The following is a 21,942-nucleotide window of genomic DNA, read 5'->3' on the forward strand; positions in this document are numbered from 1 at the left end:
TTATTAGCCCGGCATTTGCGAGGAGATATTGATGTTTCAATCCTCACCCATCCCTTTTGGATGGGTGCAATACAAAATGCCGATGATATGTGCGGCAAGATAGAGGAAATATTCCTGAGATATATTCGGATTATGTAAATCATTGGGATGGCGTTGAGCCAATAAGAACCGTGCTGTTTCCATTGCTGTTCGATACGATCCTCTTTGAGCTTGGCATGTCTTCTATTTCAAAATTCCCGTGGCGTATGAGCATAAACATCATTCATTTTCGATTCGACCCCATCAGACATTTTCTCTTAGGACATTTGCCTTATATTTATCTATTTCGACCAATATCTTCATAATCCTTCTAACTCACACATCTTTTTCAATTTCCCAGCCGTCAATCGCGTCGATCGCAACGTTTGGCCATACATTCACCCCCTTCTTTTCCACATGCGCATAAAAAAAGAGCCCCTCCGGCTCTTTTTTCTTTCCCCACTTTCAGTGATGTTCCATCAACCTCTTGCAACAGCATCTTTTTTGGCTGCTAAGGTCCCTCACCACACGCCCCTCACCGCTTCCGCGCGACGAAAAACAACCGTTCCGCCGTCTCGGTCGGGGGCGCATTGGTGAAATCGGCGGTCACCTCGAACACCTCAAAGCCAGCGGAATCGAGCCATTGCTCATAGACAGCGCGCTCAAACGTGCGCTGTTCATGCCATTCGTCATAGCGCTCGTACCACTCGCCGCGGCGGACGAAAAAGGTTAATTCATGCCCGACGCTGTGCGGCCAGTCAAGCGGATGGCACGTCCATATGTAGCTGAGGTCGTCATCCTGGTCCGCAAACACGGCGTCGCGGAACAGGACGTCCATTTTGTAGACCGAATGGACATCAAACAAAAGCAGCCCGCCGCCGCCAAGGGCGCGGGAGACGGCGGCGAACGTCCGCTTCACATCCTCTTCATCCGTTAAATAGTTGAGAGCATCGCAAAACAGGAAGGCGCCATCCAGATCAGAAAACCCGTCGAGCTCCGCCATGTTTTGCTCGAAAAACGGCACCTCCACTCCCGCCGCTTCGGCTTTCGCCTGGGCGACGGCGAGCATATGTTCGGAGAGATCAACGCCGGATACTTGCCATCCGGCCTTGGCAAGGCGGATGGCAAGCTCTCCCGTCCCGCAGCCGATGTCAATGACCCGTCTCCCCGGCCGTTTGGTGTATTGGGCGAATGCCCGTTCAACAAACGATTGCCATGCGTCATACGGCGCCTCAGCCATGAGCGCATCATACCAGTCGGCGAAGCGGCCGTACGTCATGGCTGCAACACAGCCGCGACGTCTTCCGTCGGAGCGTCCCCCCAGAGCCGTTCGAGGTTGTAATACTCGCGCTCCTCTTTGGCAAAAACATGCACAACGATGTCGCCCAAATCGACAAGCACCCATTTCGCCTCCTGGAATCCTTCAACCCGCTTCACCACTAGGCCGTGTTCTTCCGCTTGGTCTTGAATTTCGCGGGCGATGGCCTGCACTTGTTTGTCCGAATTGCCATGGCAAATGACAAAATAATCGGCGACAAGCGAAATGCCTTTCATGTTCAAGATGACAATTTGTTCCGCCTTTTTATCATCCGCCGCGCGGACGACAAGCTGCAACGCCTCTTGTTCCGTCACCGTTTTGCTTCCCCCTTCACTTCACGCATGAGTGAATTGTACGCATGAATCGTATCTGGATAAATGAGCTGGCGCTTCTCAAGCAAAAACGCGATCGTATTTTTCACCGCCTGCAAAAGCGCCCGGTTGAGGTCTTCTTCCGCCAAGCGCCGTACGTCGTCGACGCCGGGGAAGCGGCGCCCTGGTTCCATATAGTCGGCTAAATAAATAATTTTTTCCAACAGAGTCATTCCCGCCCTTCCCGACGTATGGTAGCGAATGGCATCCAGCACTTCCGGATCATCGATGCCGATTTCTGTCTGCACCAAATAGGCGCCGACGGGCGCATGCCATAGCTCACTGTTGTAAGCAAGCAAATCGTTGGGCATATTTTGCGCCAAAATGATTTGTTTCATTTCCTCGACCGGACGGAATTTGGCATAGTCGTGGAAAATCGCCGCCAGTTCCGCCTTTTTCGCGTCGGCGCCGTATTGCTTGGCGAGCTTAACGGCGGTCTCGACAACGCCAAGCGTATGCTCGTAGCGCTGCTCTGTCAGCTGTTGTTTCACAATCCACAACGCTTGTTCTCGCTCCATATAGCCCCTTCTCCTCAATATAAAGTCTGACGCCTTCCGGCACAAGATAGCGAATCGTCTGTCCGTTCCGCACCCGCTCGCGGATGAGCGAGGAAGAAACAGCAAACTGCGGCGCCTCAACTTCGATGACCGGATACGGCGTTTCCATTGAAAACCCCGGCCGCTTGACGCCAACAAACGTCACCAACTCGATGAGCTCATCGATGCGGTGCCAATTCGGCAAATATTCGACCATATCGGCGCCGATGATGAAATAAAATTCGTCATCAGGATGCATCGCGACAAGCTGCCGGATCGTGTCGTACGTATACGAAGGCCCTTCCCGCTCGAGTTCGATCGTCTCAATATGAAAGCGCGGATGGCCAGCCACTGCCAACTCGAGCATGCGCAGCCGGTCTTCGCTTTTGGTCACTTGTTCGTGCTGCTTATGGGGAGGAAGGCGGTTGGGCAGAAACCAAATTTCTGACAACTGAAGGGCGTCAAGCACTTCATTCGCCATGAGCAAATGACCGTAATGAGGCGGATCAAACGTGCCGCCGAAAATCCCGATTTTTCCCATCTTCTTTCCTCCCGCCGCCTGCCGTGGCTGCTCCCATTGTCAATCAGGCAGAACGATTTGTTTATGCTCCTTCGATTCTTTGTATAAGACGATCGTATTGCCGATCACTTGCACGACTTCCGCCCCCGTTCCAGCCGCGAGCTGCTCGGCGACGGCGTGGCGGTCTTCTTCGCAGTTTTGCAAAACGCTCACTTTCAACAGCTCGCGCGCTTCGAGCGCCGCCGCAATTTGTTCGGTCATCGCTTCCGTCACGCCGCCTTTGCCGACTTGAAAAATCGGTTTCAAATGATGGGCTTGAGCGCGCAAAAACCGTTTTTGTTTTCCCGTTAGCATATGTTACCTCCTTAACGCTTCGATGACAAGCTGTTTCATCCGGTTGACATCCGGCCATTGGCCGGTCCACTTTTCGAACGCCAGCGCCCCTTGGTATACGAGCATGCCGACGCCGTTTTGCACACGGGCGCCGCGGGCTTTCGCTTCTTTCAGCCATTTTGTTTCCAGTGGATTGTAAATAATATCGGAAACGATCACCCCTGGCCGCAGCCGTTCAAGAGAAAGCGGCTGCACCTCGACACGCGGATGCATGCCGACAGAAGTGGTATTGATAATAATATCGTATTCGTCAAGCCGCGTTTCGGCCTCGGCGAGTGAAAAATACGCCGAGCGGCCATCCTCCCCTTCGCGGACGAGCCGCTCCGCTTTTTCCACCGTCCGGTTGGCCATATCGATGCGCTCGGCTGCCGTCGACAGCAACGAAAAGTAAATGCCGCGCGCCCCGCCGCCAGCGCCGATCACCAAAATCCGCTTGCCGTCCAAGGTGATGTTCATTTCCTCTTCCAACGCTTGGACATAACCGGGCCCGTCTGTATTGAAGCCAATGAGCCGGCCGTCGTTGTTGATGATCGTATTGACCGCCCCGATGCGGCGCGCATGTTCGTCCACTTCGTCCAAAAACGGAATGACCGCCAGTTTGTGCGGAATCGTCACGTTCACCCCGGCGATGCCGAGCGCCCGCACGCCAGCGATCGCCGCACCGACTTGCCCCGGTTCGACGGGAAACAAATGATAGCGCGCCGGAATGCCCAAACGGGCGAATGCATCATTATGCATGAGCGGCGACAGCGAGTGCTCGACGGGAAACCCAATCAACCCGTATACCTTTTCCACGTTTCTCCCCCTCCCGCTTTCCATTAAATCAACGATTGACGGATAAATACGTCGACCCCTTTTGGAGCATGGACGACAAGCTGAGCACCCGGGTCGTTGCACGTCACCCAGCCGAGTCCGGAAAAGACGATGTCCGTCTTCCGCTCTTTGACAGACAGCGAGCGCGGCACAAGCGGCGGAAATTCAGCGGCATAGCGTTTGTTTGGCGGCGACAGCAAATCGCCAAGCTGATTGGCATAAAGGGAGTCGGCTTTTTCCAACTTTGTCCGATGAACCGTCAACTCATTGGCCATGTAGCAGACGAACGAGCGGCGCCCGCCTTTGATGTAATCGAGGCGGGCCAAGCCTCCGAAAAAGAGCGTCTGCCCTTCGTTGAGCTGATAAACGCGCGGATGGATTTCCCGCTTCGGCGTAATGATCTTCAAATCGCGCGCATCAACAAAGTGCGCCATTTGGTGATGGTTGATGATCCCCGGCGTATCATACAGCGTCGCTCCACCCTCAAGCGGAATTTCGATCATATCGAGTGTCGTCCCCGGGAAATATGACGTGGTAATCACATTCCCTTTGCCGGTCGCCTCTTCAATGATCCGATTGATGAACGTCGACTTGCCGACATTCGTGCAGCCGACGACGTAGACATCACCGCCCTCACGGTAGCGGTTGATCGCTTCCATCACCTTCGCCATGCCAATTCCTTTCGCTGCGCTGACAAGGCAGACGTCAACCGGACAGAGCCCGAGCTCTTCCGCCATGCGGCGCATCCAGCGCAGCAGCTTCGGGTATTTGACCGATCGCGGCAATAAATCCGCCTTGTTGCCGACAAGCAAAATCGGATTCTCGGCCGCAAACCGCGGCAAGCCAGGAATCCAGCTGCCGTTGAAATCAAAAATGTCGACGATGTTGACGACAAGCGCCTTCGATTCCCCGATGCGGTGCAGCATGTTTAAAAAATCGCTGTCATCAAGCGGCACGTCTTGCACTTCGTTGTAATGTTTCAAGCGGAAGCAGCGCTGGCAAATGATTTCTTCCTCGTCTTTTTCGAGCACGCTTTTCGGCGCATAGCCCGCCTTTTTCGGATCGTCAAACTGAATGGCCGCTCCGCAGCCGATGCAACGCAGTTGTGGCTCCACGATCATTCCTCCCAGTAAATCATCCCTTTTTTGCGCATCACCTTTAAAATTCTCCGCTCCATTTTTCGATTGAAACGCGTCCATAATCCGTCCGTCTGGGCGACCGGGACGACTAAAATCGTGTTCAGTCCGAGCCGGTTGCCCCCAAGCACATCGGTCAGCAACTGATCGCCGATGACGACGACTTCCTCTTTCTTAAGCTCCATCATCTTTAATGCCTGCAAAAACGCGCGTGTCAGCGGTTTGCGCGCTTCAAAGATGAACGGGATGCCAAGCGGCTCAGCAAACGACTGCACGCGTTGTTTATTATTATTCGATACGATGACGACCTTAATGCCCGCCTGCTTCATCGCATCAAACCATGCGGCCAGCTCCGGGGTGGCGCTCGGCCGATCCCATTCAACGAGCGTATTGTCCAAATCAGTGATGATCCCTTTGACCCCTTTTTGTTTCAGCTCATCCGGAGTAATGTCGATCACACGCTTGGCAAACTGGCTTGGCAAAAAGTAGTGAAGCATGCCGGACACCCGCCTTTCCATTTGCTTTTCCCATCATAGCGAATTTTATCGTTTGTTTCAAAACAAAGTTTACCGATGATAAATAGAAAAAACTTTCGACAAATTTTGCGCCTCTCCATCTTGTGGATAACTGTTGTCCACATTATACACAAGCTGGTCATCACACTTCCTACACTTTATAAACATGTTTTCCACATGTTATCCACCGCTTTCTGTGGATAACAGAACGGTTGTTCTCTTTCACAAGTCATGGTACATTGTAAGTAACCTACCATTATATGTATGACATGTTTGGCATATTCCATCCAAAAAAGGAGGACGCCCCCGATGAAACATTTGTCCGACGAGCTGTTGATCGAGTCGTACTTCAAGGCGAAAGAGCTCAACCTCAGCCCGGAATTCATCGAGTTGATTGAAAAAGAAATCCAGCGCCGTTCATTGACCCACAAAATTAAGCTGTCCTCATAAGCAAAGGCCTTCGGGCTTTTTTTGTTTCCGAAAGCCTTAGCGCTCGTGCGCCTCGCACCAATAGCCGAGCCGCTCGCCGACTTTGATCGGCATGGGCGCAACAATGCGCGGGTCAGGGGCGAAACTTCCGCGTTCAAACAGCAAGACGACCGTTGAACCGAACGAAAAATACGCCATTTCCTCTCCTTTTACAAGCTGCTCACCCTCATGGGTCAATTCAATGCTGTTGACGAACATGGCGCCGATTTTCACGATCGCCAAGCGCTTGCCGCCGGCTGTGACCTCGGTGATGAGGCGGTAATTTTTCTCGAGCGGCCGACGCCCATATTTTAAGCCAAGACGGTTGACTGGATACGACTTGCGGCCGAGCGCCCACTGCTTTTCGATCACTCCAGATATTGGGCTGTGGATGCGGTGATAATGGCTCGGGCTTAAATACAGAATAAAAAAGAACCCGTTCACATACGGTTGTGCCGCTTCAACGCTGCCGAGCATTTCCGCAATGGAATACGGCTTTCCCTTGACGATCATTTCACAGTTTTCTCGAATCGTGCCCATGTCTTCAATGACAGCGTCGACCGGGCTGACGACCGTATGCTCATCAGCGTCGACCGGCCTCACCCCGGCCTTCAGCCGGCGAACGAACAGTTGCTGCAACGTCTTATAATTTTTTAGGCTTTTTTCCATTTCGTCTTGGTTAATATGATAAATTTTTGCATACGATGATATCAATAGCCCGCTGAGGCGCGATTTGGCAAACGAAGCGAGCAGCTTTGAAGAAAGCGAGTGATTGGTCAGCTCGATGAACAAACGATAAAGCCATTTTCGCAAGCACGTTCCCTCCAGTAGCGCAACATCGCTATTCGTTACTACCTTCCATATTACCGCCAAAACGAGTATAATGGTAGTAGAATTTTCTTTTGGCGTTTTCTGTTGGAAAAGGAGTGGGGAAACTTGTTCTTATCGGACTATTTAGATTATACGTTAAAAAAGCTGAAAGCAAACGCGGCAAACATTTTGACGATGACAAACTTGTCGCTTGGCGGCTTTTCCGTCCTGGCTACGCTGAAAGGGCAGCTTCATATGAGCGTGCTGCTCGTTTTTTTAGCAGCGTTTGTCGATCGCTTTGACGGCGCTGTGGCGCGCAAGATGAACATTGAATCCGAACTTGGCAAGCAGCTCGATTCGATGAGCGACATCGTCTCCTTCGGCGTCGCTCCCGCCTTGCTGATGTACCAAGGCTTGTTCCATGAGTTCGGCGCGCCCGGCGCGGTATTCACCGTTTTGTACATCGCTTGCGGCGCCTTCCGCCTCGCTCGCTTCAACATCACAGAAAACAACGGTTACTTCGCGGGGCTGCCGATCACCGCCGCCGGGGTGCTGATGACGCTCGGTTATTTAGCCATCCCGTACTTCCCGCCACAATCGTTTATGTTTTTGGCGCTTATTTTATCGTTTTTAATGGTCGGCACGTTTAAACTGAAAAAAATATGATGATCACCGGAGCTGCCCCTTCCGTCAGCCTAATGGAGCGGGCGGCTTTTTTCGTCTCATGTCACACCTTTTTCCCTTTTCAACCTCCTATATTCAGTATATGATAAATATGGTTTCTTCATAAAAACGCCCAATGGCGTAGATCGTTCGTATGGAAAAAGCGGGGGGATTCATTTGGACAAAACATCGGTCATCGGCATCATCCTTGGCGTCATTGCCGTCGGGTTGGGCATGTACTTTAAGGGCGTTTCGCCTGCTGTATTGATCAATCCGGCCGCTATCCTCATCATTCTCGTCGGGACGGCGGCAGCGGTCGTCATCGCCTTTCCGACGCAGGAAATTAAAAAAGTGCCAAAACTTTTCAAAGTCATTTTCACGGAATCAACGACGCCGACGGTCGAACAACTGATTCCGCTGTTCGTCGATTGGGCGAATATCGCCCGCCGCGAAGGGCTGCTGGCGCTCGAGGCGAAATTGGACGACATTGACGACCCGTTTTTGCGCAACGGACTCAGCATGGCAATCGATGGGCAAACGCAAGAGTTCATCCGCGATGTCATGACAGAGGAAATCGTTGCCATGGAAGAGCGCCACGAAGCGAATGCCGCGATTTTTTCCCAAGCAGGCACGTACGCGCCGACGCTCGGGGTGCTTGGGGCCGTCATCGGCCTGATTGCCGCCCTTGGCAATATGGAAAACATCGCCGAGCTCGGCAAGGCGATCAGCGCCGCTTTTGTCGCCACGATGCTCGGCATTTTCACCGGCTATGTGCTTTGGCATCCGTTTGCCAACAAACTGCGGCGGAAATCGAAGGAAGAGGCGCGCGTGCGCTACATCATGATTGAAGGGGTGCTGTCCATTTTGGAAGGACAAGCCCCGCGCATGATCGAACAAAAACTCGCCTCATACTTGCCGGAAAGCGAGCGGCGCCAAGCGCTGGTGCAAGGGGAAACGGCCAATGGCTAAGAAAAAAAAGAACAAGCATGACGACCATATGAGCGAGGCATGGCTGATTCCGTACGCGGATTTATTGACGCTATTGCTCGCCCTATTCATCGTCTTGTTTGCGAGCAGCCAAATCGACCAAAAGAAGTTTCAAGAAATTGCGCGCGCCTTTAGCACCGCCTTTGCCGGTGGAACAGGTGTTCTTGACTTTCAAAGCCCGATCGAGCCGATCACTCCACCGGCCCAAGACGAAGAAGGACGGCATCAAGCAAAGCAGCCTTCCCCAGCCGTAAACGGAAAGGAAAAAGAAGAATTAGGGCAAATCAAAGCGAAAATCGACAGCTACATCCACGACAACAAGCTGACGGGAAAACTGCAGACTTCCTTGACGGACGAAGGGCTCGCGATTACCATTTTGGATGATATTTTATTCGACTCCGGCAGCGCCGAAGTGCGCATGAAAGACCGGCGTCTTGCGGCGGAAATCTCCGCTTTGCTCGTCATGAACCCGCCGCGCAATATCATTATCAGCGGCCATACGGACAACGTGCCGATCCATAACGAGAAATTTGCTTCCAACTGGGAGCTGAGCGTCATGCGCGCCGTCAATTTCATGAAAGTGCTGCTTGAAAACAAGCAACTCGACCCGCGCTATTTCAGCGCTAAAGGGTATGGCGAATACAAGCCGATCGCCTCCAACGCCACCGCTGCCGGGCGGATGAAAAACCGGCGCGTCGAAATTTTAATTTTGCCGCGCACCGACGTCAATGATTCGTCCACATCCACTCAGTGACCGCCGCGCCTTCAGCGGGCGGTTTTCTTTAGCCGTCGCTTTGCCAAAACTCTCTTCCCCATGTCCAGACAGAAAAACCGGCGGTTCGCCGGTTTTTCCTCCTTCGTCCGCAAAGACCTTTATTCGAAAAATCAAAGCTTGATCGTCCATTTAATGACTCCAGCTTTGGCAAGAGCCTCAACCAAAATGACAACGACCGGCCCGACGAACAACCCGATAAAGCCAAGCAGCTGAAACCCCAGATAGACACTGACGAGCGCGGCGAGCGGGGAAATGCCCAAATTGGTGGAAAACACTTTCGGCTCGATGATCCGGCGCACGACGGTGATGACGACAAACAGCACAATGAGCCCGATGCCAAGCGTATTGTTGCCGTTCGCCATGCTGATGAGCCCCCACGGAACAAGCACGGAACCCGTTCCTAAAATCGGCAAAATATCAACGACGACGATGACCAGCGCCATCAACGCCGCATAATCGACCCCCAACACGAAAAGGCCAGACAGCGCGAGGAAAAACGTAATTAAACTAAGCAAAAACTGCGCTTTTAAAAAGCCGATCCCCGCTTTGCTCAGCTGGGCGACGACCATCCCAAGCCGCTGTTCGGTCCGTTCGGACAAATAGCGGCGCATGCCTTGCTTCAGCTGCGGCAAATCGAGGCAAATGAGAAACAGTGCGATCAAATACACTAAAAAATGAATCAAAAACGCCGGAATGGCGGCAATATAATGGACGAGCGACTGCGTCAAGTTGGTCGCAAACGACAAAAGCATTTGCTCGACGGTATTTACGCCGCGTTCAAGCGAATCGATGATTTCCTGCGGAATGGAGCTGGAATACGACTGCCACGTTTGAATGAGACGGTCGAGCACTTTCGTCGCTTCGTTTAACACGTAAGGCAGTTTTTGCGAGAGCGCCATCACTTGTTGCACAAAAATCACGACCAGAAAGTAAAGGGAAAGCCCCAGAATGATGATGAACAATGAAAAAATCGCCGTGACGGCGTGCGCGCGCTTCAGCTTATAGTTTTCTTGCAATCGGCGGATGGACGGCTCGAGCAAAAGCGCGGTCGCAAGTGCGAAGAGAAGCGGCACACTGTATGGCACAAGCCATAGCCCCACAGCGAATAGCAACGCAATGATCATCCAACGTTTCACGTTCGTCCCTCATTTTTCCTCAAAATTTAGCCAAAAGATGGTTCATGTATATAAATATAGCCGACCGCATGCGGACAGGGCAACTATTTCATGCGCTCGTTTTCATCTGCAGCGCGGCGTCGTCTTTGCCAAACGATGTAAATCGCCGCCACCGCCACCGCCGCTGCGATAGCCGGTCGGACATATGGCGCCGCCATCTCGTCAATTTGCCGCCATCGTTGGCCAAGCTGTTCTCCCAACCAAATAAACAAAATGGACCATGGGATGATGGCCAACACCGTGTAAATCGTAAACGGCAGCCACTTCATCCGAGCAATGCCGGCGGGGATCGAAATGGCATGGCGGACGACGGGAATAAATCGGGCGCTGAAAATGACGCCGGGGCCAAATTTCGCAAACCAGCGTTCCGCCACATCCAAATGTTTTTTCTGGATCAATACATATTTCCCATACTGATCTAGAAACGGCCGTCCGCCATAGTAGCCCATCCAATACAAAAACAGTTGCGCCACCGTGCCGCCTACTGTCCCCGCTGCCACGGCCCCAGCAAATGAGACATCCCCCCGCGCTACCAAATAGCCAGCATAAGCCAACACGATCTCGCTGGGGATTACTTCCACCATCAAGGCGAGAGCGATGCCGACATAGCCTAAACTGGTCAAAAAGGAAAACATCGATTGAATGACTTCGTGCACCGTTTTTCCTCCTTGTCTTTTGCTTCCTTGTCCATTGTTTCATTATACTACACGCCTTTGGCAAACAAAACGAAAAAGCGGCTGATCATTCAGCCGCTTTCACGAGTGTCGATGATCATCTATATAGATGCAATTTAAAGCTTGAACATTTTTCGTCTTTACCGGTCATTGCATACGACTGTCGAGTGACCGAACAACGCCGCTTCCAGACCCATGAATGGGTCTGTGCAGCGAGTCGTTGTTCGGTCTTCCGTCACGCTAAGGCGTGACGAAGGCAAGCCACACGCTTGCCGACTACGGCAGAAAAGCTAGGAATAGGACGATGTCAACTGGTTTTTAATGGTTAATCAACACATCTGAGCCACTTTTTTCTTAGGCGCTTTGCTGCTGCAACTCAGCGATGTATTGTTTTCCTTGTTCTTCGTTATATTGCCCTTCCCATTTCGACATCACAACCGCCGCCAGCGAGTTGCCGATGACGTTGACCACTGTGCGCGCCATGTCCAAAAGACGGTCGATGCCGGCGATAAACGCCAATCCTTCAACTGGAATGCCAACCGTGCCAAGCGTTGCCAATAAGACGACAAACGATACGCCTGGGACACCGGCAATCCCTTTGGACGTCACCATTAAAACGAGCACAAGCGAGATTTGCTGCGAAATCGGCATGTCGATGCCGTACAGTTGAGCGATAAAGACAGCCGCCAGCGCCTGATACAGCGTCGACCCATCCAAGTTGAACGAATAGCCGGTCGGAACGACAAAGGATGTTACAGCCTTCGAACAACCGAATTTCTCCATTTTTTCCATAACCTTAGGCAACACGGTTTCCGAGCTCGACGTGCTATAGGCAAGCACTAATTCATCCTTTAAGATTTTTATAATATGGAAAATATTTGTATTTACCAATTTAGCCACAGCGCCAAGCACCACCAACACGAAGAACGCCATGACCGCATAAACGAGCACAACAAGTTTGCTGAGCGGAAGGAGCGAAGCGACGCCGAATTTCGACACCGTCACGCCGATCAAGGCGAAAACGCCAAACGGCGCAAATTTCATCACTTGGTTCGTCACATAAAACATCGCTTCCGCCGTGCCTTGGAAAAAGCGAAGCACCGGTTTCCCTTTTTCACCGATCGCGGCTACGCCCAACCCGAACATCACCGAGAAGAAGATGATCGGCAGCATATTCCCGGTCGACAGCGCTTCAAACACGTTTTTCGGCACGATGTTGACAAATGTTTCAACCATCGAATGGTGCTGCACTTCGTTCGTCGTATCGACATACGACTGGATATCCGTTTTCTCAAGCGACTTCATATTGACGCCGACGCCTGGTTGGAAAAGGTTCGCTGCCAAGAGGCCGACGATAATGGCAACCGTCGTAATGATCTCAAAATAAAGGATCGTTTTGCCGCCCAACTTTCCGAGCTTTTTCACATCACCGACGTTGGCGACGCCGACAATCAAGCTTGAGACGACGATCGGGATGACGATCATCTTAATTAAACGGAGAAAAACATCTCCGATCGGCTGCAAATACGTCGCTACTTTAGGGTTTCCGTAAAAAATGGCCCCAACCATAATCCCGAGAATAAGGCCGATGAAAATTTGCCATGCCAAGCCGATCTTGCGCATGATGCTTTTTTCGCCTCCTTTAGACAAATTTAGACAAAAGACGACAAAATTATTTTACTTTTAAAAATAAAATCTGTCAATATTTTTGATTGAAATCGCTTCATCAAAGGACATAAATGAAAGAATTCAGTTTTTTAAAATAATTTCTATTCTTCCACTACTGAAAAAGCGGGTCGCTGCACCAGCAACCCGCTTTTGTTATGACCGCCGTTTTTCTTTTTCCTGCCGATAAAACTCGTGAAACATTTTCATTAATGCCCGTTTTTCAATGCGCGAGACATAGCTTCTCGAGATGCCGAGCTCTTTGGCGATTTCACGCTGCGTTTTTTCCCGCTGCCGACCGAGGCCAAAGCGATTGATGATCACCTCTTTTTCCCGCTCATCAAGCACGCTGATATATTGTTTGACTTGTTCGAGCTCCATGTTCAAGTGGATTTCATCGACGATGTCTTCGCCTTCGGCTTTTAAAATATCAAGCAGGCTGATTTCGTTTCCTTCTTTGTCCTGGCCGATTGGCTCATGCAACGAGACGTCTTTGCGCGTTTTTTTTAATGAACGCAGGTGCATCAGGATTTCGTTCTCGATACATCGAGCCGCATACGTTGCCAACTTCGTTCCTTTGCCCGGCGAATAGCTTTCAATCGCCTTGATCAAGCCGATCGTGCCAATGGAGATTAAATCCTCGACCTCTTCTCCCGTATTTTCAAACTTTTTCACAATGTGGGCAACAAGGCGCAAGTTGTGTTCGATGAGCCGGTTGCGGGCTTGCTCGTCGCCTTTTGCCATCAGCGCCAAATACTTTTCCTCTTCTTGAGCGCTTAACGGCTGGGGAAACGCATTGTTTTTAATATACGAGACAAGAAACGTCAGCTCTTTCAACAGAAACGTAAACGCCGTGAAAATGCCGGACATGCTCTCACCCCCGCCTGCTGTCATCGGCGGAAACCGCCTATCGTTATGTATATGCAGGGGCGATGTTGTCCGTGTCTTTACGACAAAAATAGACCGGCCCGAAATGAGCCGGCAATGACCTGACCAATCAAAAACGATTGATGCCAACGTTCTGCTGATGCGGTCCGCCTGCTTATCCCCCTCCCGATGCAGAAGAACCGCCGTTACGCTTTGGCCTCAACGCTGACTTCCGCGGCGACAACAAGCGCAATCGACGCGGTAATGATGATCGACATGACAATGGCGAACATCCCCGTTCCCTCCTTGACCTTCTCTTCTAGATTTTATTTTACCAAAGAAGACAAGGAACGCTTCCGCCACATTTTGAACAATTCGTGAAATTCGACCGTCAACAACAGCACACGGAGCACCCATCGCATCCCTTTAGACTGAGTCAAGTTGAGTCTCCCCTTTGCTTCATCCACATCACAAGCCATACGAGTACAATGGACATAAATCTTCTCCCCTTTCATCCTTCATTGCTGGAAATGTTTAAAACAATCGTTGATGGAAAAAGCATTTGCGGTCAACAAGCTCCTCCTCGGCTGCACGGGCGAACCGCTCCTCTTCGATGTTCCGCTGCCGCGGCTTTCTCCGCTCAATCGTGATCGTGATAAAAAACAAATGGATCGTCATGCCTCCCCACCTCCTTTCCATGCAAAAAAACCGCAGAAGGAAAGCGCTTCTGCGGCTCAGTGTGCAAAAAGGCCGCAGAAAGCGAGACTACTCCCCTTCTGCGGCCTGATCACTGTTTTTCGTCATCGGTGCACGTTCATTCCCGGTCGGCGGAAGGTCGAATAGCCATTTTCTGGAATAAATACGTGAATGTTGACCACATCACCATTGTCATGATCTTCGACCTCCCCTCAGAAATGACGTTACGAAGGTAATTGTATCCAAAAACATTTCCATTGTCAACCATTTTTTATAAAAAACAAGCTCCCCTTTGACGGCAGCATGACGAAACCAAAATGAGGGGGCTGACCTAAAAGGCCGCCTGCCTTCAAGATCGTCACAACGATAGTGCAGCAGAAACAGCAAGCACATATATAGCAGCGAAAGAGAGTGTTCCAATCTTTTTGGGACACCCTCCTTTCTTAATCTATCGCCAATAATAAGCGCAATGACGCTTTTCGTCGAGCCCCACTGATCATTCAAACCGGTCTTCCTCTTCCTCCAAGCGGCGGGCGCAAACGGCGGAGCGACGTGAACAGTACAAAGCCGCCATGAAACAGCCTCCAACCGCCAGCAAGGCGAACGGTTTTTTCGCCGCCTCGAGCGCCCCAGGAATCATCGTGCCAAAATAGAAAAACGCCCCGAGCGAGAACAAGACAAGGCTGTACATCTTGAAATCGCCCGCCTTGGCCCGCAGCTCGTTTCGTTGCTGTTCGTTCAATCCCGATCCCTCCTCTCCCCTTTCACTGTATCATACATGGACGGAAGGGGGGAGCGGCAATTTCAGCCAAGCGCCTGCGCCAAATCGTCAAGCAGATCGTTGACATCTTCAAGCCCGACCGACAAACGGATCAGGCCGTCGGTAATGCCGAGCTGTTCGCGCCGTTCCTTCGGGATCGAGGCGTGCGTCATTTTCCCTGGCAACGAAATTAAACTTTCGACCGCCCCTAAGCTTTCGGCAAGCGTAAAGTAGCGCACGCGCGACAGCACTTTCTCGGCGCGCTCCAAGCTGCCGACATCAAACGAAATCATGCCGCCAAATCCGCGCATTTGTTTTTTCGCCAGCTCGTGGTTCGGATGATCCGGAAGCCCGGGGTAATGGACGCGCTTGACCACCTTGTGTTCAGCCAAAAAAACAGCGATTTGGCGCGCATTTTCTTCATGTTCCTCCATCCGCACGGCGAGCGTTTTCATCCCGCGCATCAATAACCATGAATCCTGCGGCCCGAGCACGCCGCCGGTTGAATTTTGCACGTAATGGAGCCGTTCGGCAAGCTCCGGCGTGCGGACAACCGCCAACCCAGCGACGACGTCGCTATGGCCGCCTAAATATTTCGTCGCGCTATGAATGACGATATCGGCGCCAAGCTCAAGCGGCGTCTGAAAGTACGGAGTGGAAAACGTGTTATCGACGATCAATAGCAGCCCATGCGCACGGGCAATGGCGGCGGCGGCTTGCAAGTCAGTGATTTTCAACAGCGGGTTCGTCGGCGTTTCGATATAGATGGCTTTCGTATTCGGCCGGATGTGCGCCTCGATGTTGGCGACATCGCTCGTATCGACGAACGTCGCCTCAAGCCCGAACCGATTCAGCACGTTCGTCATGACGCGATACGTGCCGCCGTAGACATCGTCAGTGAGCACCAGATGGTCGCCGCTTTGAAACAACATCATGACGGCCGTAATTGCCGCCATACCGGAAGCGAACGCAAAGCCGGCTTCGCCGCCCTCGAGATCGGCGATCAGCTTCTCAAGCGCCGCGCGCGTCGGGTTGCCGGTGCGCGAGTATTCAAACCCTTTATGCTTTCCAACTTCTTCTTGCTTATACGTACTCACTTGATAAATCGGAACCGACACCGCTCCAGTATGCGGATCCCCCGGAATGCCGCCATGAATGAGCATTGTTTTCCGCCTCATCGTTACCTCCCACCTTCATAAATGTGTTTGCTTAAATAGCGTTCGCTCCCGTCCGGAAAAATGACGACGATATTCGTCCCTGGCTTTGCCTTCTCTGCTTCCATCAAGGCGGCATGAAACGCGGCGCCGGACGAACTGCCGACCAAAAGCCCCTCCTGTCTCGCCAGTTCGCTGACGCGCCGGAACGCGTCATCGTCCGCGATCGTGTAGATGGCATCAAAATAATCCGGATCCATAAACGGCGGCAAAAACTCCATGCCGATCCCTTCCGTCCGATGCGGACCCGGCTTGCCGCCGCCTAAAATCGAGCCTTCCGGTTCCACGATGACCGTTTTAATGGCCGGGTTTTTTTCTTTTAAAAACGTCGCCGTCCCCATAAACGTGCCGCCGGAGCCGGCGCCGGCGACAAAAATGTCGATCTGTCCGTCCAAATCGTCCCACAGCTCCGGGCCGAGCGTCTTGTAATACGTCCTTGGGTTGGCCGGGTTTTGGAACTGCTGGGGGCAATAGGCGCCTGGAATCGTGCGGGCGAGCTCCTCCGCTTTGCGGATTGCTCCTTCCATTCCCTCTTCAGTCGGTGTATGAACGATTTGCGCCCCGAGCGCCTTCATCAGCTGTTGCTTTTCGATGCTGAATTTTTCCGGCACACAAAAAATGATGTTCACGTTTTTGCCGATCGCCGCCAGCGCCAGACCGATGCCGGTGTTGCCGGCCGTCGGCTCGATGATCGTGCCCCCCTCTTTCAGTTTTCCTGATGCAAACGCCTCGCGCAACAGCTCTTGTCCGAGCCGGTCTTTAATGCTTCCGCCAGGATTGAAGTATTCAAGCTTGGCGAACAGCCGAACGCCTTCCGGGAGGGGGAAGCGCGTAATTTCGACAACCGGCGTATGGCCGATCAACTCATGGATGCTTTTTGCTACGCGCATACAAGTCACTCCGTTTCTTCACGCTCAGTTTAGCAGCAAAACGGCGGTGTTTTGTTGTCTATATAGATGCAATTTGAAGCATCACCATTTGCAACTTTTACCGAGTATTCGATCGACTGTCGGGCGACCGAACAACGCCGCTTAAAGACCCATATATGGGTCTGTGAAGCAGGCGGTTGTTCGGTCTTCCGTCACGCCAAGGCGTGACGAAGAAGCCTGCGGCTTGCCTCCGACAGTCGAGAACATAGACAAGCTGCTTTTTCGCTGCATCTTAATAGCGCTTCTGTTTCATAACGGAAAGCATCGACAAGACAAGTTCAGCCGAATGTTTCGCCGCCGTCTCCAAAAACTGTTCAAACGACACGTCCGACTCCTCACCAGCAATATCAGACAACGCCCGGATGATGACAAACGGCGTTCCAAATTGCACGCACACTTGGGCGATCGCCGCCGCTTCCATTTCGACGGCGCACAATTCCGGAAACTGACCGCGCACAAATTCGACTCGCTTTGGATCGTTCATAAACGAATCACCGGTGGCGATCAAGCCGGTCACTGCCTGCAGGCCATCAAGCCGCGCCGCCGCCTGCTTGGCCGCCTCAACAAGCGCCTCATCCGCCCGGTAGCGCGCCGGCAGGCCAGGCACTTGCCCGTAAGCGTAGCCGAACGCGGTCACATCGACGTCATGATGGACGACTTCCTTGGAAATGACAAGATCTCCGACACGAAGCGAAGGCAAAAATCCGCCAGCTGACCCCGTGTTAATCACGAAGTCAGGGCGAAAGCGGTCAAGCAAAAGCGTCGTTCCCATGGCGGCGTTCACTTTGCCGATCCCGGATTTCAACAACACCGCCTCCACGCCGTCAAGGCGCCCTTTGGAAAATTCGCACCCGGCAATGACCGTTTCCTCGCGCCCTTCCATGCGCGAACGCAAAATCGCCACTTCCTCTTCCATGGCTCCAATAATGGCTGCTTTCATCGTTTTCCCTCTTTCTATGTCGTTTGTTTCACCGCCTCCATCACCCAGACGAACGCGTTTTGCTGCGCAAAGGAGGCGGAAAAGCCATGCTTGGAAAACAGTGATGCCAATACGTCAAGCGTCGTATAATATTCGCGTTCCAAATCGTCGGCCAAATCGTGGAAGCCGCGCGCCCGGGCTTCCTCAATCGCCTGGCGGAACGCCTCTTTGTCGCGAAACGCCGTATCGGCAAACACTATTTTACCACCCGGATGGAGCAATTGACTATATTTGGCCAGCGCTTCGTCTTTTTCCGCATCCGTCAAATGATGAAACGCATACGTGCTGGCGATCGTGTCGATCGGCTTCGGCGGTGTCGGAAATTGCAAAAAATCGCCCTCCAGAATGACCGCTCGCCCGTTGAGCTTTTCCGCTGCTTTTTTCCTCATCGGCGCCGATGGCTCGATCCCGTACACCCGCTTGCCGCGCTCAAGCAGCTTTTTCGTCAAGTTTCCTGTGCCGACGCCAAACTCGAGCACAACTTGGCCGGCTTTGTCGGCGACCGTGCTTAAAATGCGGTCATAACCGGCAAACACGTCTCGATATTGCTCATCGTATCCTTCGACCGATCGGTCATACGATTCCGCCCATTGCTCAAACAAGTCAAGAAACTCTCTGCCCATATGGTCACACCCCAAAAAAGTTTATAATTCCTATATATATAGTATGTTTTTTCGTATTGCCTGCTCTTACTGTAGCATATGTTTTTCCCTTGTTCAACGATCATGTTTCGTTCGTATTGTTCCCCCTTGTACATCGGTGGATGAGGGCGGGAAAATTTGCTACACTGACAATGGAAAGGAGGAAGAACGATGCCGAACATTTCTCTTGATTTGATCGAGGACAAAATCGAATTTTTTGAAGCGGACGACTTGCGGACGCTCGAGAAAAAAATCAACGAACAAATTGAACATAACAAGGCGCTCTTGCTTTCCGTCCATCATGTATCCCATCAAATGCACGTCATGGAAAACGGAAAGCGGTGGTACAGCGCAGTTGTTCATTTCAAAGCGAAAAAATAACAGGCGCCCTTCGTTTTTGGGCGCCTGTGTATGTTTCCGCCGCTGGTGAACCGCCATTGTTTCACTGATGCCGCCAAAGTTTCGAATATCTCCGCTTCCCCTCATCATGCCGCTTATGGCTTTTGTTTCAACTTTTGCACCTTCGTCGGCTTCCAGCCTTCGTTCGTCACCCATTCAATGTACACTTTGTAATGGGCGGCTTGATCTTTCGTCGAAATCGTCGCGACGGCTTTGTTCGGTCCGTTGTTGCCGATGAACCAAACGATCATCTCCTCCGGAGCGATGCCGGTCGCATAGCTGACGGCATCGAGCATTTCCTTCCAGTCGACGGAATCTTTCTTAAACACCGTTTCATGCGGCTCCGATTGCGTCGTACCGATCGGCTGCCATGCCGGATTGACGATTTCTTTTTCAACGTTGGACCCCGGCGGGCCCGGCGTTTCTGTCGCACCGGCTTTACTCGTTTCATCGGTGGAAGCAGCGTCTTCTTCCTCGGCCGGCGTTTCAGCTTCCGTCGGCGCCGCCGCTTCGCCTGTTTCCACTTCCACCCGCTTCGCATTGGCCGCTTCTGTTTTGGCTTCGCGATCAATCTCCTTCTTGCTCGGTTCGCCGCCAAACAGCAAGTTCCCGCCGACAATCAAAATGAGCAGCACGACAACGGCAATGGCTCCATTGAGCCAACGGTTGATCCTCCGCCGCTTGGCGCGGGCGGCAAAGCGCGTCTCTATTTGCGCCACCGTCTCCTCTCCCTTCTTTGGATGATGTTCGTGCTGGAAACATGGATTCCCCTTACATTTGGTTCGTCACTTCACTTCATTTTTGGCGCGGTCATAAGCATAAAGCGCCTCGACTGCGGCGGCGAACACATCATTCGTCGAGGCCCGCCCGCTCGGGCAGTCGAGCTCAACGACAGCGAGGGCGTATTTCGGGCGGTCGGCTGGAAAATAGCCAGCAAACCATTTATTAATGAATTCAGCGCCGCCGTCCATTTTTCCTGTCTCCGCCGTCCCGGATTTGCCGGCGACCGGATACGGCAGCGAACGGAAGCGGCGGCCGGTGCCATCCTCTTTGGTGACAACGCTGCGCAAAAGCCGCTGCAGCTCTTCGGCCGTCTGCGGCGCGATCGGCGCCATGTCTGAAGCCGGTTGAGGCGGAAACGAAAAGAGGGTCGCACCGTTTTTATACAGCACTTTGTCAACGGCCCGCACCTGAAGCGCTTCGCCGCCGCGGGCGATGGTCGCCATCATGTTGGCGACGCCAAGCGGCGAGACGCGTACATTTTTTTGCCCGATCGCCGTTTGCGCCACCGCAAGCGGCACCCGCTTGTCGCGCGGATCATGCCAAATCGTTCCCTTCTGCTCCTCCGGGAACTGACGGAAATGCTCTTCATGGTACACCGCCCCTTCCCAGCCGGCCGTCGGATACAGCCCAAGCTTTCTCGCATACGTTTCAAACGCATCCAGATCGTGCTCGATCAACTGCTTGCCGAGCGTGGCGAAAGCATTGTTGCAACTGACGGCAAAGCTGTCCGCTAAATCAAGCATGCCGTAATCATGCTCCTCATCGCGGGTTTTGCCGTCAATTTTTCGGCTGCAGTCAAACGTTGTCTCAAGCGAGGCGAGCCCCTCATCAAGCGCCGCGGCCGCAATGACTGTTTTAAAAATCGAGCCAGGGATTTGCGGCAACACTATTTGGTTTTCCGCCCCGCGGTTTTTGTACGGATCACGCGGGTCCATGTTTGGGCGGCTGACCATGGCGAGCACACTGTTTGTGTCAATATCCAGCAAAACGAGACCGCCTTTTTTCAACCCGTATCGGTCAACGATCTGCTCCATCTCTTGCTGCAAGTCACGGTCAAGCGTCGTTTGCACGGTGACGGGATAAAACGGGTTGCCCGTGTCGCTGTATTTGACATCGAGCCCAAACAGCGGCCGCCCTTCGGCGTCAACGTGATAAAGCAGCTTCGTTTCGCCGTCGGCGAGCAAAAACTCATCAAACGCCTTCTCAAGTCCTTGAATGCCCACTTCGGTCTTTGGCGGCAGCGGCCGTTTTGGATAACGCTTCTTGATGAGCTCCTGATCTGGGCGGGTGAAGCCAAGCAAATGCGGAGCGTACACCACCTCAAGAGAGTATTGTTTATTGACAGCTAAGACGCCCGGAATGCGCAAATCGTTAATTTGCTTCATTTGCTGGGCGCTCAAGGCGAGCGGCTCTCCATCCTTCTCTAAGACGAACGGACCGTCCGCCTGCTCAAGCTGGCGGCGGATCTCTTCTTTAGAGACGCCGGTGATGCGGGCGACTTGTTCCATCGGCCATTTCATCGTCGTTAAAAACGGGAATAAGACAAGCGACGGCACGTATCGCTTCGTGAGCGGCGCGCCATTTCGGTCGACGAACGAGCCGCGCCCGTCGTCAATGATCAGTTCTTGTGTCCGCTGGGCGACGCTTTCGGCAATTAAATTATGATTGGCGAACGACTCGGTGTCAATGAGCTGAATTTGCGCGAGCCGCCCGACAAGCAACAACAAGCCCAATTGAATGAGAGCAAGCATGACAAGCGTTCGCTTTTTCCACATAAAGAAAACACCTCATCATCAGTGTTGACGAGGTGTTTCCGTTTGAAACGTCAAGCGGCGGC

Annotated in this window: 26 protein-coding genes; 5 read left to right on the top strand and 21 right to left on the bottom strand. The window is 52.5% G+C overall.

Annotated features, from left to right (window positions below):
- Positions 1 to 553 precede the first annotated feature (553 nt).
- Genes GYMC52_RS12815 through GYMC52_RS12850 form a run of 8 tightly spaced genes read right to left on the bottom strand, consistent with a single transcriptional unit; the run spans position 554 to position 5,602 of the window.
- The gene (locus GYMC52_RS12815; protein ID WP_013524178.1) at positions 554 to 1,297 is read right to left on the bottom strand and encodes a class I SAM-dependent DNA methyltransferase; all 744 of its coding nucleotides are present in this window, start codon (positions 1,295 to 1,297) and stop codon (positions 554 to 556) included.
- A complete protein-coding gene (rsfS, locus tag GYMC52_RS12820; protein ID WP_013524179.1) occupies positions 1,294 to 1,650 on the bottom strand; it encodes a ribosome silencing factor in 357 nt (118 codons plus the stop codon). Before rsfS ends, GYMC52_RS12815 begins: the two co-directional genes overlap by 4 nt.
- Positions 1,647 to 2,225, bottom strand: a complete 579-nt coding sequence (gene yqeK / locus GYMC52_RS12825) for a bis(5'-nucleosyl)-tetraphosphatase (symmetrical) YqeK (RefSeq protein ID WP_013524180.1) — start codon at positions 2,223 to 2,225, stop codon at positions 1,647 to 1,649. The genes rsfS and yqeK overlap by 4 nt, the downstream gene beginning before the upstream one ends.
- On the bottom strand, positions 2,134 to 2,784 hold the full coding sequence (locus GYMC52_RS12830) for a nicotinate-nucleotide adenylyltransferase (RefSeq protein WP_013524181.1): 651 nt from the start codon (positions 2,782 to 2,784) through the stop codon (positions 2,134 to 2,136). The genes yqeK and GYMC52_RS12830 overlap by 92 nt, the downstream gene beginning before the upstream one ends.
- Positions 2,785 to 2,823: 39 nt before the next feature.
- On the bottom strand, positions 2,824 to 3,117 hold the full coding sequence (gene yhbY, locus GYMC52_RS12835) for a ribosome assembly RNA-binding protein YhbY (RefSeq protein WP_013524182.1): 294 nt from the start codon (positions 3,115 to 3,117) through the stop codon (positions 2,824 to 2,826).
- Between the two features lie 3 nt (positions 3,118 to 3,120).
- Positions 3,121 to 3,951: a shikimate dehydrogenase gene (aroE, locus tag GYMC52_RS12840; protein ID WP_013524183.1), complete on the bottom strand. Its 831-nt coding sequence runs from the start codon at positions 3,949 to 3,951 to the stop codon at positions 3,121 to 3,123.
- A gap of 23 nt (positions 3,952 to 3,974) precedes the next feature.
- The gene (gene yqeH, locus GYMC52_RS12845) at positions 3,975 to 5,084 is read right to left on the bottom strand and encodes a ribosome biogenesis GTPase YqeH (protein ID WP_013524184.1); all 1,110 of its coding nucleotides are present in this window, start codon (positions 5,082 to 5,084) and stop codon (positions 3,975 to 3,977) included.
- Positions 5,085 to 5,086: 2 nt separating this feature from the next.
- The gene (locus GYMC52_RS12850; RefSeq protein ID WP_011232005.1) at positions 5,087 to 5,602 is read right to left on the bottom strand and encodes a YqeG family HAD IIIA-type phosphatase; all 516 of its coding nucleotides are present in this window, start codon (positions 5,600 to 5,602) and stop codon (positions 5,087 to 5,089) included.
- A gap of 327 nt (positions 5,603 to 5,929) precedes the next feature.
- Here GYMC52_RS12850 and GYMC52_RS12855 point away from each other — a divergent pair, with 327 nt between their 5' ends.
- Positions 5,930 to 6,070, top strand: coding sequence for a sporulation histidine kinase inhibitor Sda (locus GYMC52_RS12855; protein ID WP_008879941.1), 141 nt, complete (start codon positions 5,930 to 5,932; stop codon positions 6,068 to 6,070).
- Between the two features lie 36 nt (positions 6,071 to 6,106).
- On the opposite strand, the gene GYMC52_RS12860 is transcribed toward GYMC52_RS12855, so the two are convergent.
- Entirely contained in the window at positions 6,107 to 6,901 is a 795-nt protein-coding gene (locus GYMC52_RS12860) for a phosphatidylserine decarboxylase (RefSeq protein WP_011232006.1), read from the bottom strand.
- Between the two features lie 123 nt (positions 6,902 to 7,024).
- Between GYMC52_RS12860 and pssA the strand changes: the two genes are divergently transcribed.
- The 3 genes from pssA to motB all read left to right on the top strand — a co-directional run bounded on the left by pssA (position 7,025) and on the right by motB (position 9,302).
- Positions 7,025 to 7,564 (top strand): CDP-diacylglycerol--serine O-phosphatidyltransferase, encoded by a 540-nt coding sequence (gene pssA, locus GYMC52_RS12865; RefSeq protein ID WP_013524185.1) that lies wholly within the window; start codon positions 7,025 to 7,027, stop codon positions 7,562 to 7,564.
- A gap of 174 nt (positions 7,565 to 7,738) precedes the next feature.
- Entirely contained in the window at positions 7,739 to 8,530 is a 792-nt protein-coding gene (gene motA, locus GYMC52_RS12870; protein ID WP_013524186.1) for a flagellar motor stator protein MotA, read from the top strand.
- The gene (gene motB, locus GYMC52_RS12875; RefSeq protein ID WP_013524187.1) at positions 8,523 to 9,302 is read left to right on the top strand and encodes a flagellar motor protein MotB; all 780 of its coding nucleotides are present in this window, start codon (positions 8,523 to 8,525) and stop codon (positions 9,300 to 9,302) included. The genes motA and motB overlap by 8 nt, the downstream gene beginning before the upstream one ends.
- Positions 9,303 to 9,433: 131 nt before the next feature.
- Here motB and ytvI read toward each other — a convergent pair whose 3' ends face one another.
- From ytvI to GYMC52_RS12925, 10 genes are all read right to left on the bottom strand, one after another.
- Positions 9,434 to 10,459: a sporulation integral membrane protein YtvI gene (ytvI, locus tag GYMC52_RS12880; protein WP_013524189.1), complete on the bottom strand. Its 1,026-nt coding sequence runs from the start codon at positions 10,457 to 10,459 to the stop codon at positions 9,434 to 9,436.
- An 83-nt stretch (positions 10,460 to 10,542) separates the two neighbouring features.
- Positions 10,543 to 11,154 (bottom strand): DedA family protein, encoded by a 612-nt coding sequence (locus tag GYMC52_RS12885; RefSeq protein WP_013524190.1) that lies wholly within the window; start codon positions 11,152 to 11,154, stop codon positions 10,543 to 10,545.
- A gap of 372 nt (positions 11,155 to 11,526) precedes the next feature.
- Entirely contained in the window at positions 11,527 to 12,795 is a 1,269-nt protein-coding gene (locus GYMC52_RS12890) for a cation:dicarboxylate symporter family transporter (RefSeq protein ID WP_013524191.1), read from the bottom strand.
- Between the two features lie 198 nt (positions 12,796 to 12,993).
- Complete coding sequence (gene sigK / locus GYMC52_RS12895) at positions 12,994 to 13,707, bottom strand: RNA polymerase sporulation sigma factor SigK (RefSeq protein ID WP_020278372.1); 714 nt, start codon at positions 13,705 to 13,707, stop codon at positions 12,994 to 12,996.
- A gap of 531 nt (positions 13,708 to 14,238) precedes the next feature.
- Positions 14,239 to 14,382 carry a YrzI family small protein gene (locus tag GYMC52_RS18855; RefSeq protein ID WP_013144673.1) on the bottom strand — a complete coding sequence of 48 codons (144 nt, stop codon included), beginning with the start codon at positions 14,380 to 14,382 and terminating at the stop codon, positions 14,239 to 14,241.
- A 514-nt stretch (positions 14,383 to 14,896) separates the two neighbouring features.
- Positions 14,897 to 15,142: a YrhC family protein gene (locus GYMC52_RS12905; RefSeq protein WP_013524193.1), complete on the bottom strand. Its 246-nt coding sequence runs from the start codon at positions 15,140 to 15,142 to the stop codon at positions 14,897 to 14,899.
- Positions 15,143 to 15,204: 62 nt separating this feature from the next.
- Entirely contained in the window at positions 15,205 to 16,338 is a 1,134-nt protein-coding gene (locus GYMC52_RS12910; protein WP_013524194.1) for a bifunctional cystathionine gamma-lyase/homocysteine desulfhydrase, read from the bottom strand.
- A gap of 2 nt (positions 16,339 to 16,340) precedes the next feature.
- Positions 16,341 to 17,264 carry a PLP-dependent cysteine synthase family protein gene (locus tag GYMC52_RS12915; RefSeq protein ID WP_011232019.1) on the bottom strand — a complete coding sequence of 308 codons (924 nt, stop codon included), beginning with the start codon at positions 17,262 to 17,264 and terminating at the stop codon, positions 16,341 to 16,343.
- 271 nt (positions 17,265 to 17,535) lie between these two features.
- Entirely contained in the window at positions 17,536 to 18,243 is a 708-nt protein-coding gene (gene mtnN / locus GYMC52_RS12920) for a 5'-methylthioadenosine/S-adenosylhomocysteine nucleosidase (RefSeq protein WP_013524195.1), read from the bottom strand.
- Between the two features lie 14 nt (positions 18,244 to 18,257).
- Complete coding sequence (locus tag GYMC52_RS12925; RefSeq protein WP_041469301.1) at positions 18,258 to 18,905, bottom strand: class I SAM-dependent methyltransferase; 648 nt, start codon at positions 18,903 to 18,905, stop codon at positions 18,258 to 18,260.
- A gap of 189 nt (positions 18,906 to 19,094) precedes the next feature.
- On the opposite strand from GYMC52_RS12925, the gene GYMC52_RS12930 reads away from it, so the two are divergent.
- Positions 19,095 to 19,304, top strand: coding sequence for a YrzA family protein (locus GYMC52_RS12930; protein WP_011232022.1), 210 nt, complete (start codon positions 19,095 to 19,097; stop codon positions 19,302 to 19,304).
- Positions 19,305 to 19,417: 113 nt separating this feature from the next.
- Here the strand turns inward: GYMC52_RS12930 and GYMC52_RS12935 are convergent, their stop codons facing one another.
- Together GYMC52_RS12935 and GYMC52_RS12940 are read right to left on the bottom strand one after the other, a co-directional pair.
- Positions 19,418 to 20,041, bottom strand: coding sequence for a YrrS family protein (locus GYMC52_RS12935; protein WP_013144667.1), 624 nt, complete (start codon positions 20,039 to 20,041; stop codon positions 19,418 to 19,420).
- 66 nt (positions 20,042 to 20,107) lie between these two features.
- Positions 20,108 to 21,880 carry a peptidoglycan D,D-transpeptidase FtsI family protein gene (locus tag GYMC52_RS12940; RefSeq protein ID WP_013524197.1) on the bottom strand — a complete coding sequence of 591 codons (1,773 nt, stop codon included), beginning with the start codon at positions 21,878 to 21,880 and terminating at the stop codon, positions 20,108 to 20,110.
- Positions 21,881 to 21,942: the final 62 nt, after the last annotated feature.

The organism is Geobacillus sp. Y412MC52 (genome assembly GCF_000174795.2).
Classification (GTDB): domain Bacteria; phylum Bacillota; class Bacilli; order Bacillales; family Anoxybacillaceae; genus Geobacillus; species Geobacillus thermoleovorans.

Coding starts and splice junctions, on each gene's coding strand:
- GYMC52_RS12815 (WP_013524178.1), bottom strand. CDS start 1,297: ATGACGTACGGCCGCTTCGCCGACTGGTATGATGCGCTCATGGCTGAG.
- yqeK (WP_013524180.1), bottom strand. CDS start 2,225: ATGGAGCGAGAACAAGCGTTGTGGATTGTGAAACAACAGCTGACAGAG.
- GYMC52_RS12830 (WP_013524181.1), bottom strand. CDS start 2,784: ATGGGAAAAATCGGGATTTTCGGCGGCACGTTTGATCCGCCTCATTAC.
- yhbY (WP_013524182.1), bottom strand. CDS start 3,117: ATGCTAACGGGAAAACAAAAACGGTTTTTGCGCGCTCAAGCCCATCAT.
- GYMC52_RS12850 (WP_011232005.1), bottom strand. CDS start 5,602: ATGCTTCACTACTTTTTGCCAAGCCAGTTTGCCAAGCGTGTGATCGAC.
- GYMC52_RS12855 (WP_008879941.1), top strand. CDS start 5,930: ATGAAACATTTGTCCGACGAGCTGTTGATCGAGTCGTACTTCAAGGCG.
- motB (WP_013524187.1), top strand. CDS start 8,523: ATGGCTAAGAAAAAAAAGAACAAGCATGACGACCATATGAGCGAGGCA.
- GYMC52_RS12890 (WP_013524191.1), bottom strand. CDS start 12,795: ATGCGCAAGATCGGCTTGGCATGGCAAATTTTCATCGGCCTTATTCTC.
- sigK (WP_020278372.1), bottom strand. CDS start 13,707: ATGTCCGGCATTTTCACGGCGTTTACGTTTCTGTTGAAAGAGCTGACG.
- GYMC52_RS18855 (WP_013144673.1), bottom strand. CDS start 14,382: ATGACGATCCATTTGTTTTTTATCACGATCACGATTGAGCGGAGAAAG.
- GYMC52_RS12910 (WP_013524194.1), bottom strand. CDS start 16,338: ATGAGGCGGAAAACAATGCTCATTCATGGCGGCATTCCGGGGGATCCG.
- GYMC52_RS12915 (WP_011232019.1), bottom strand. CDS start 17,264: ATGCGCGTAGCAAAAAGCATCCATGAGTTGATCGGCCATACGCCGGTT.
- mtnN (WP_013524195.1), bottom strand. CDS start 18,243: ATGAAAGCAGCCATTATTGGAGCCATGGAAGAGGAAGTGGCGATTTTG.
- GYMC52_RS12925 (WP_041469301.1), bottom strand. CDS start 18,905: ATGGGCAGAGAGTTTCTTGACTTGTTTGAGCAATGGGCGGAATCGTAT.
- GYMC52_RS12930 (WP_011232022.1), top strand. CDS start 19,095: ATGCCGAACATTTCTCTTGATTTGATCGAGGACAAAATCGAATTTTTT.
- GYMC52_RS12940 (WP_013524197.1), bottom strand. CDS start 21,880: ATGTGGAAAAAGCGAACGCTTGTCATGCTTGCTCTCATTCAATTGGGC.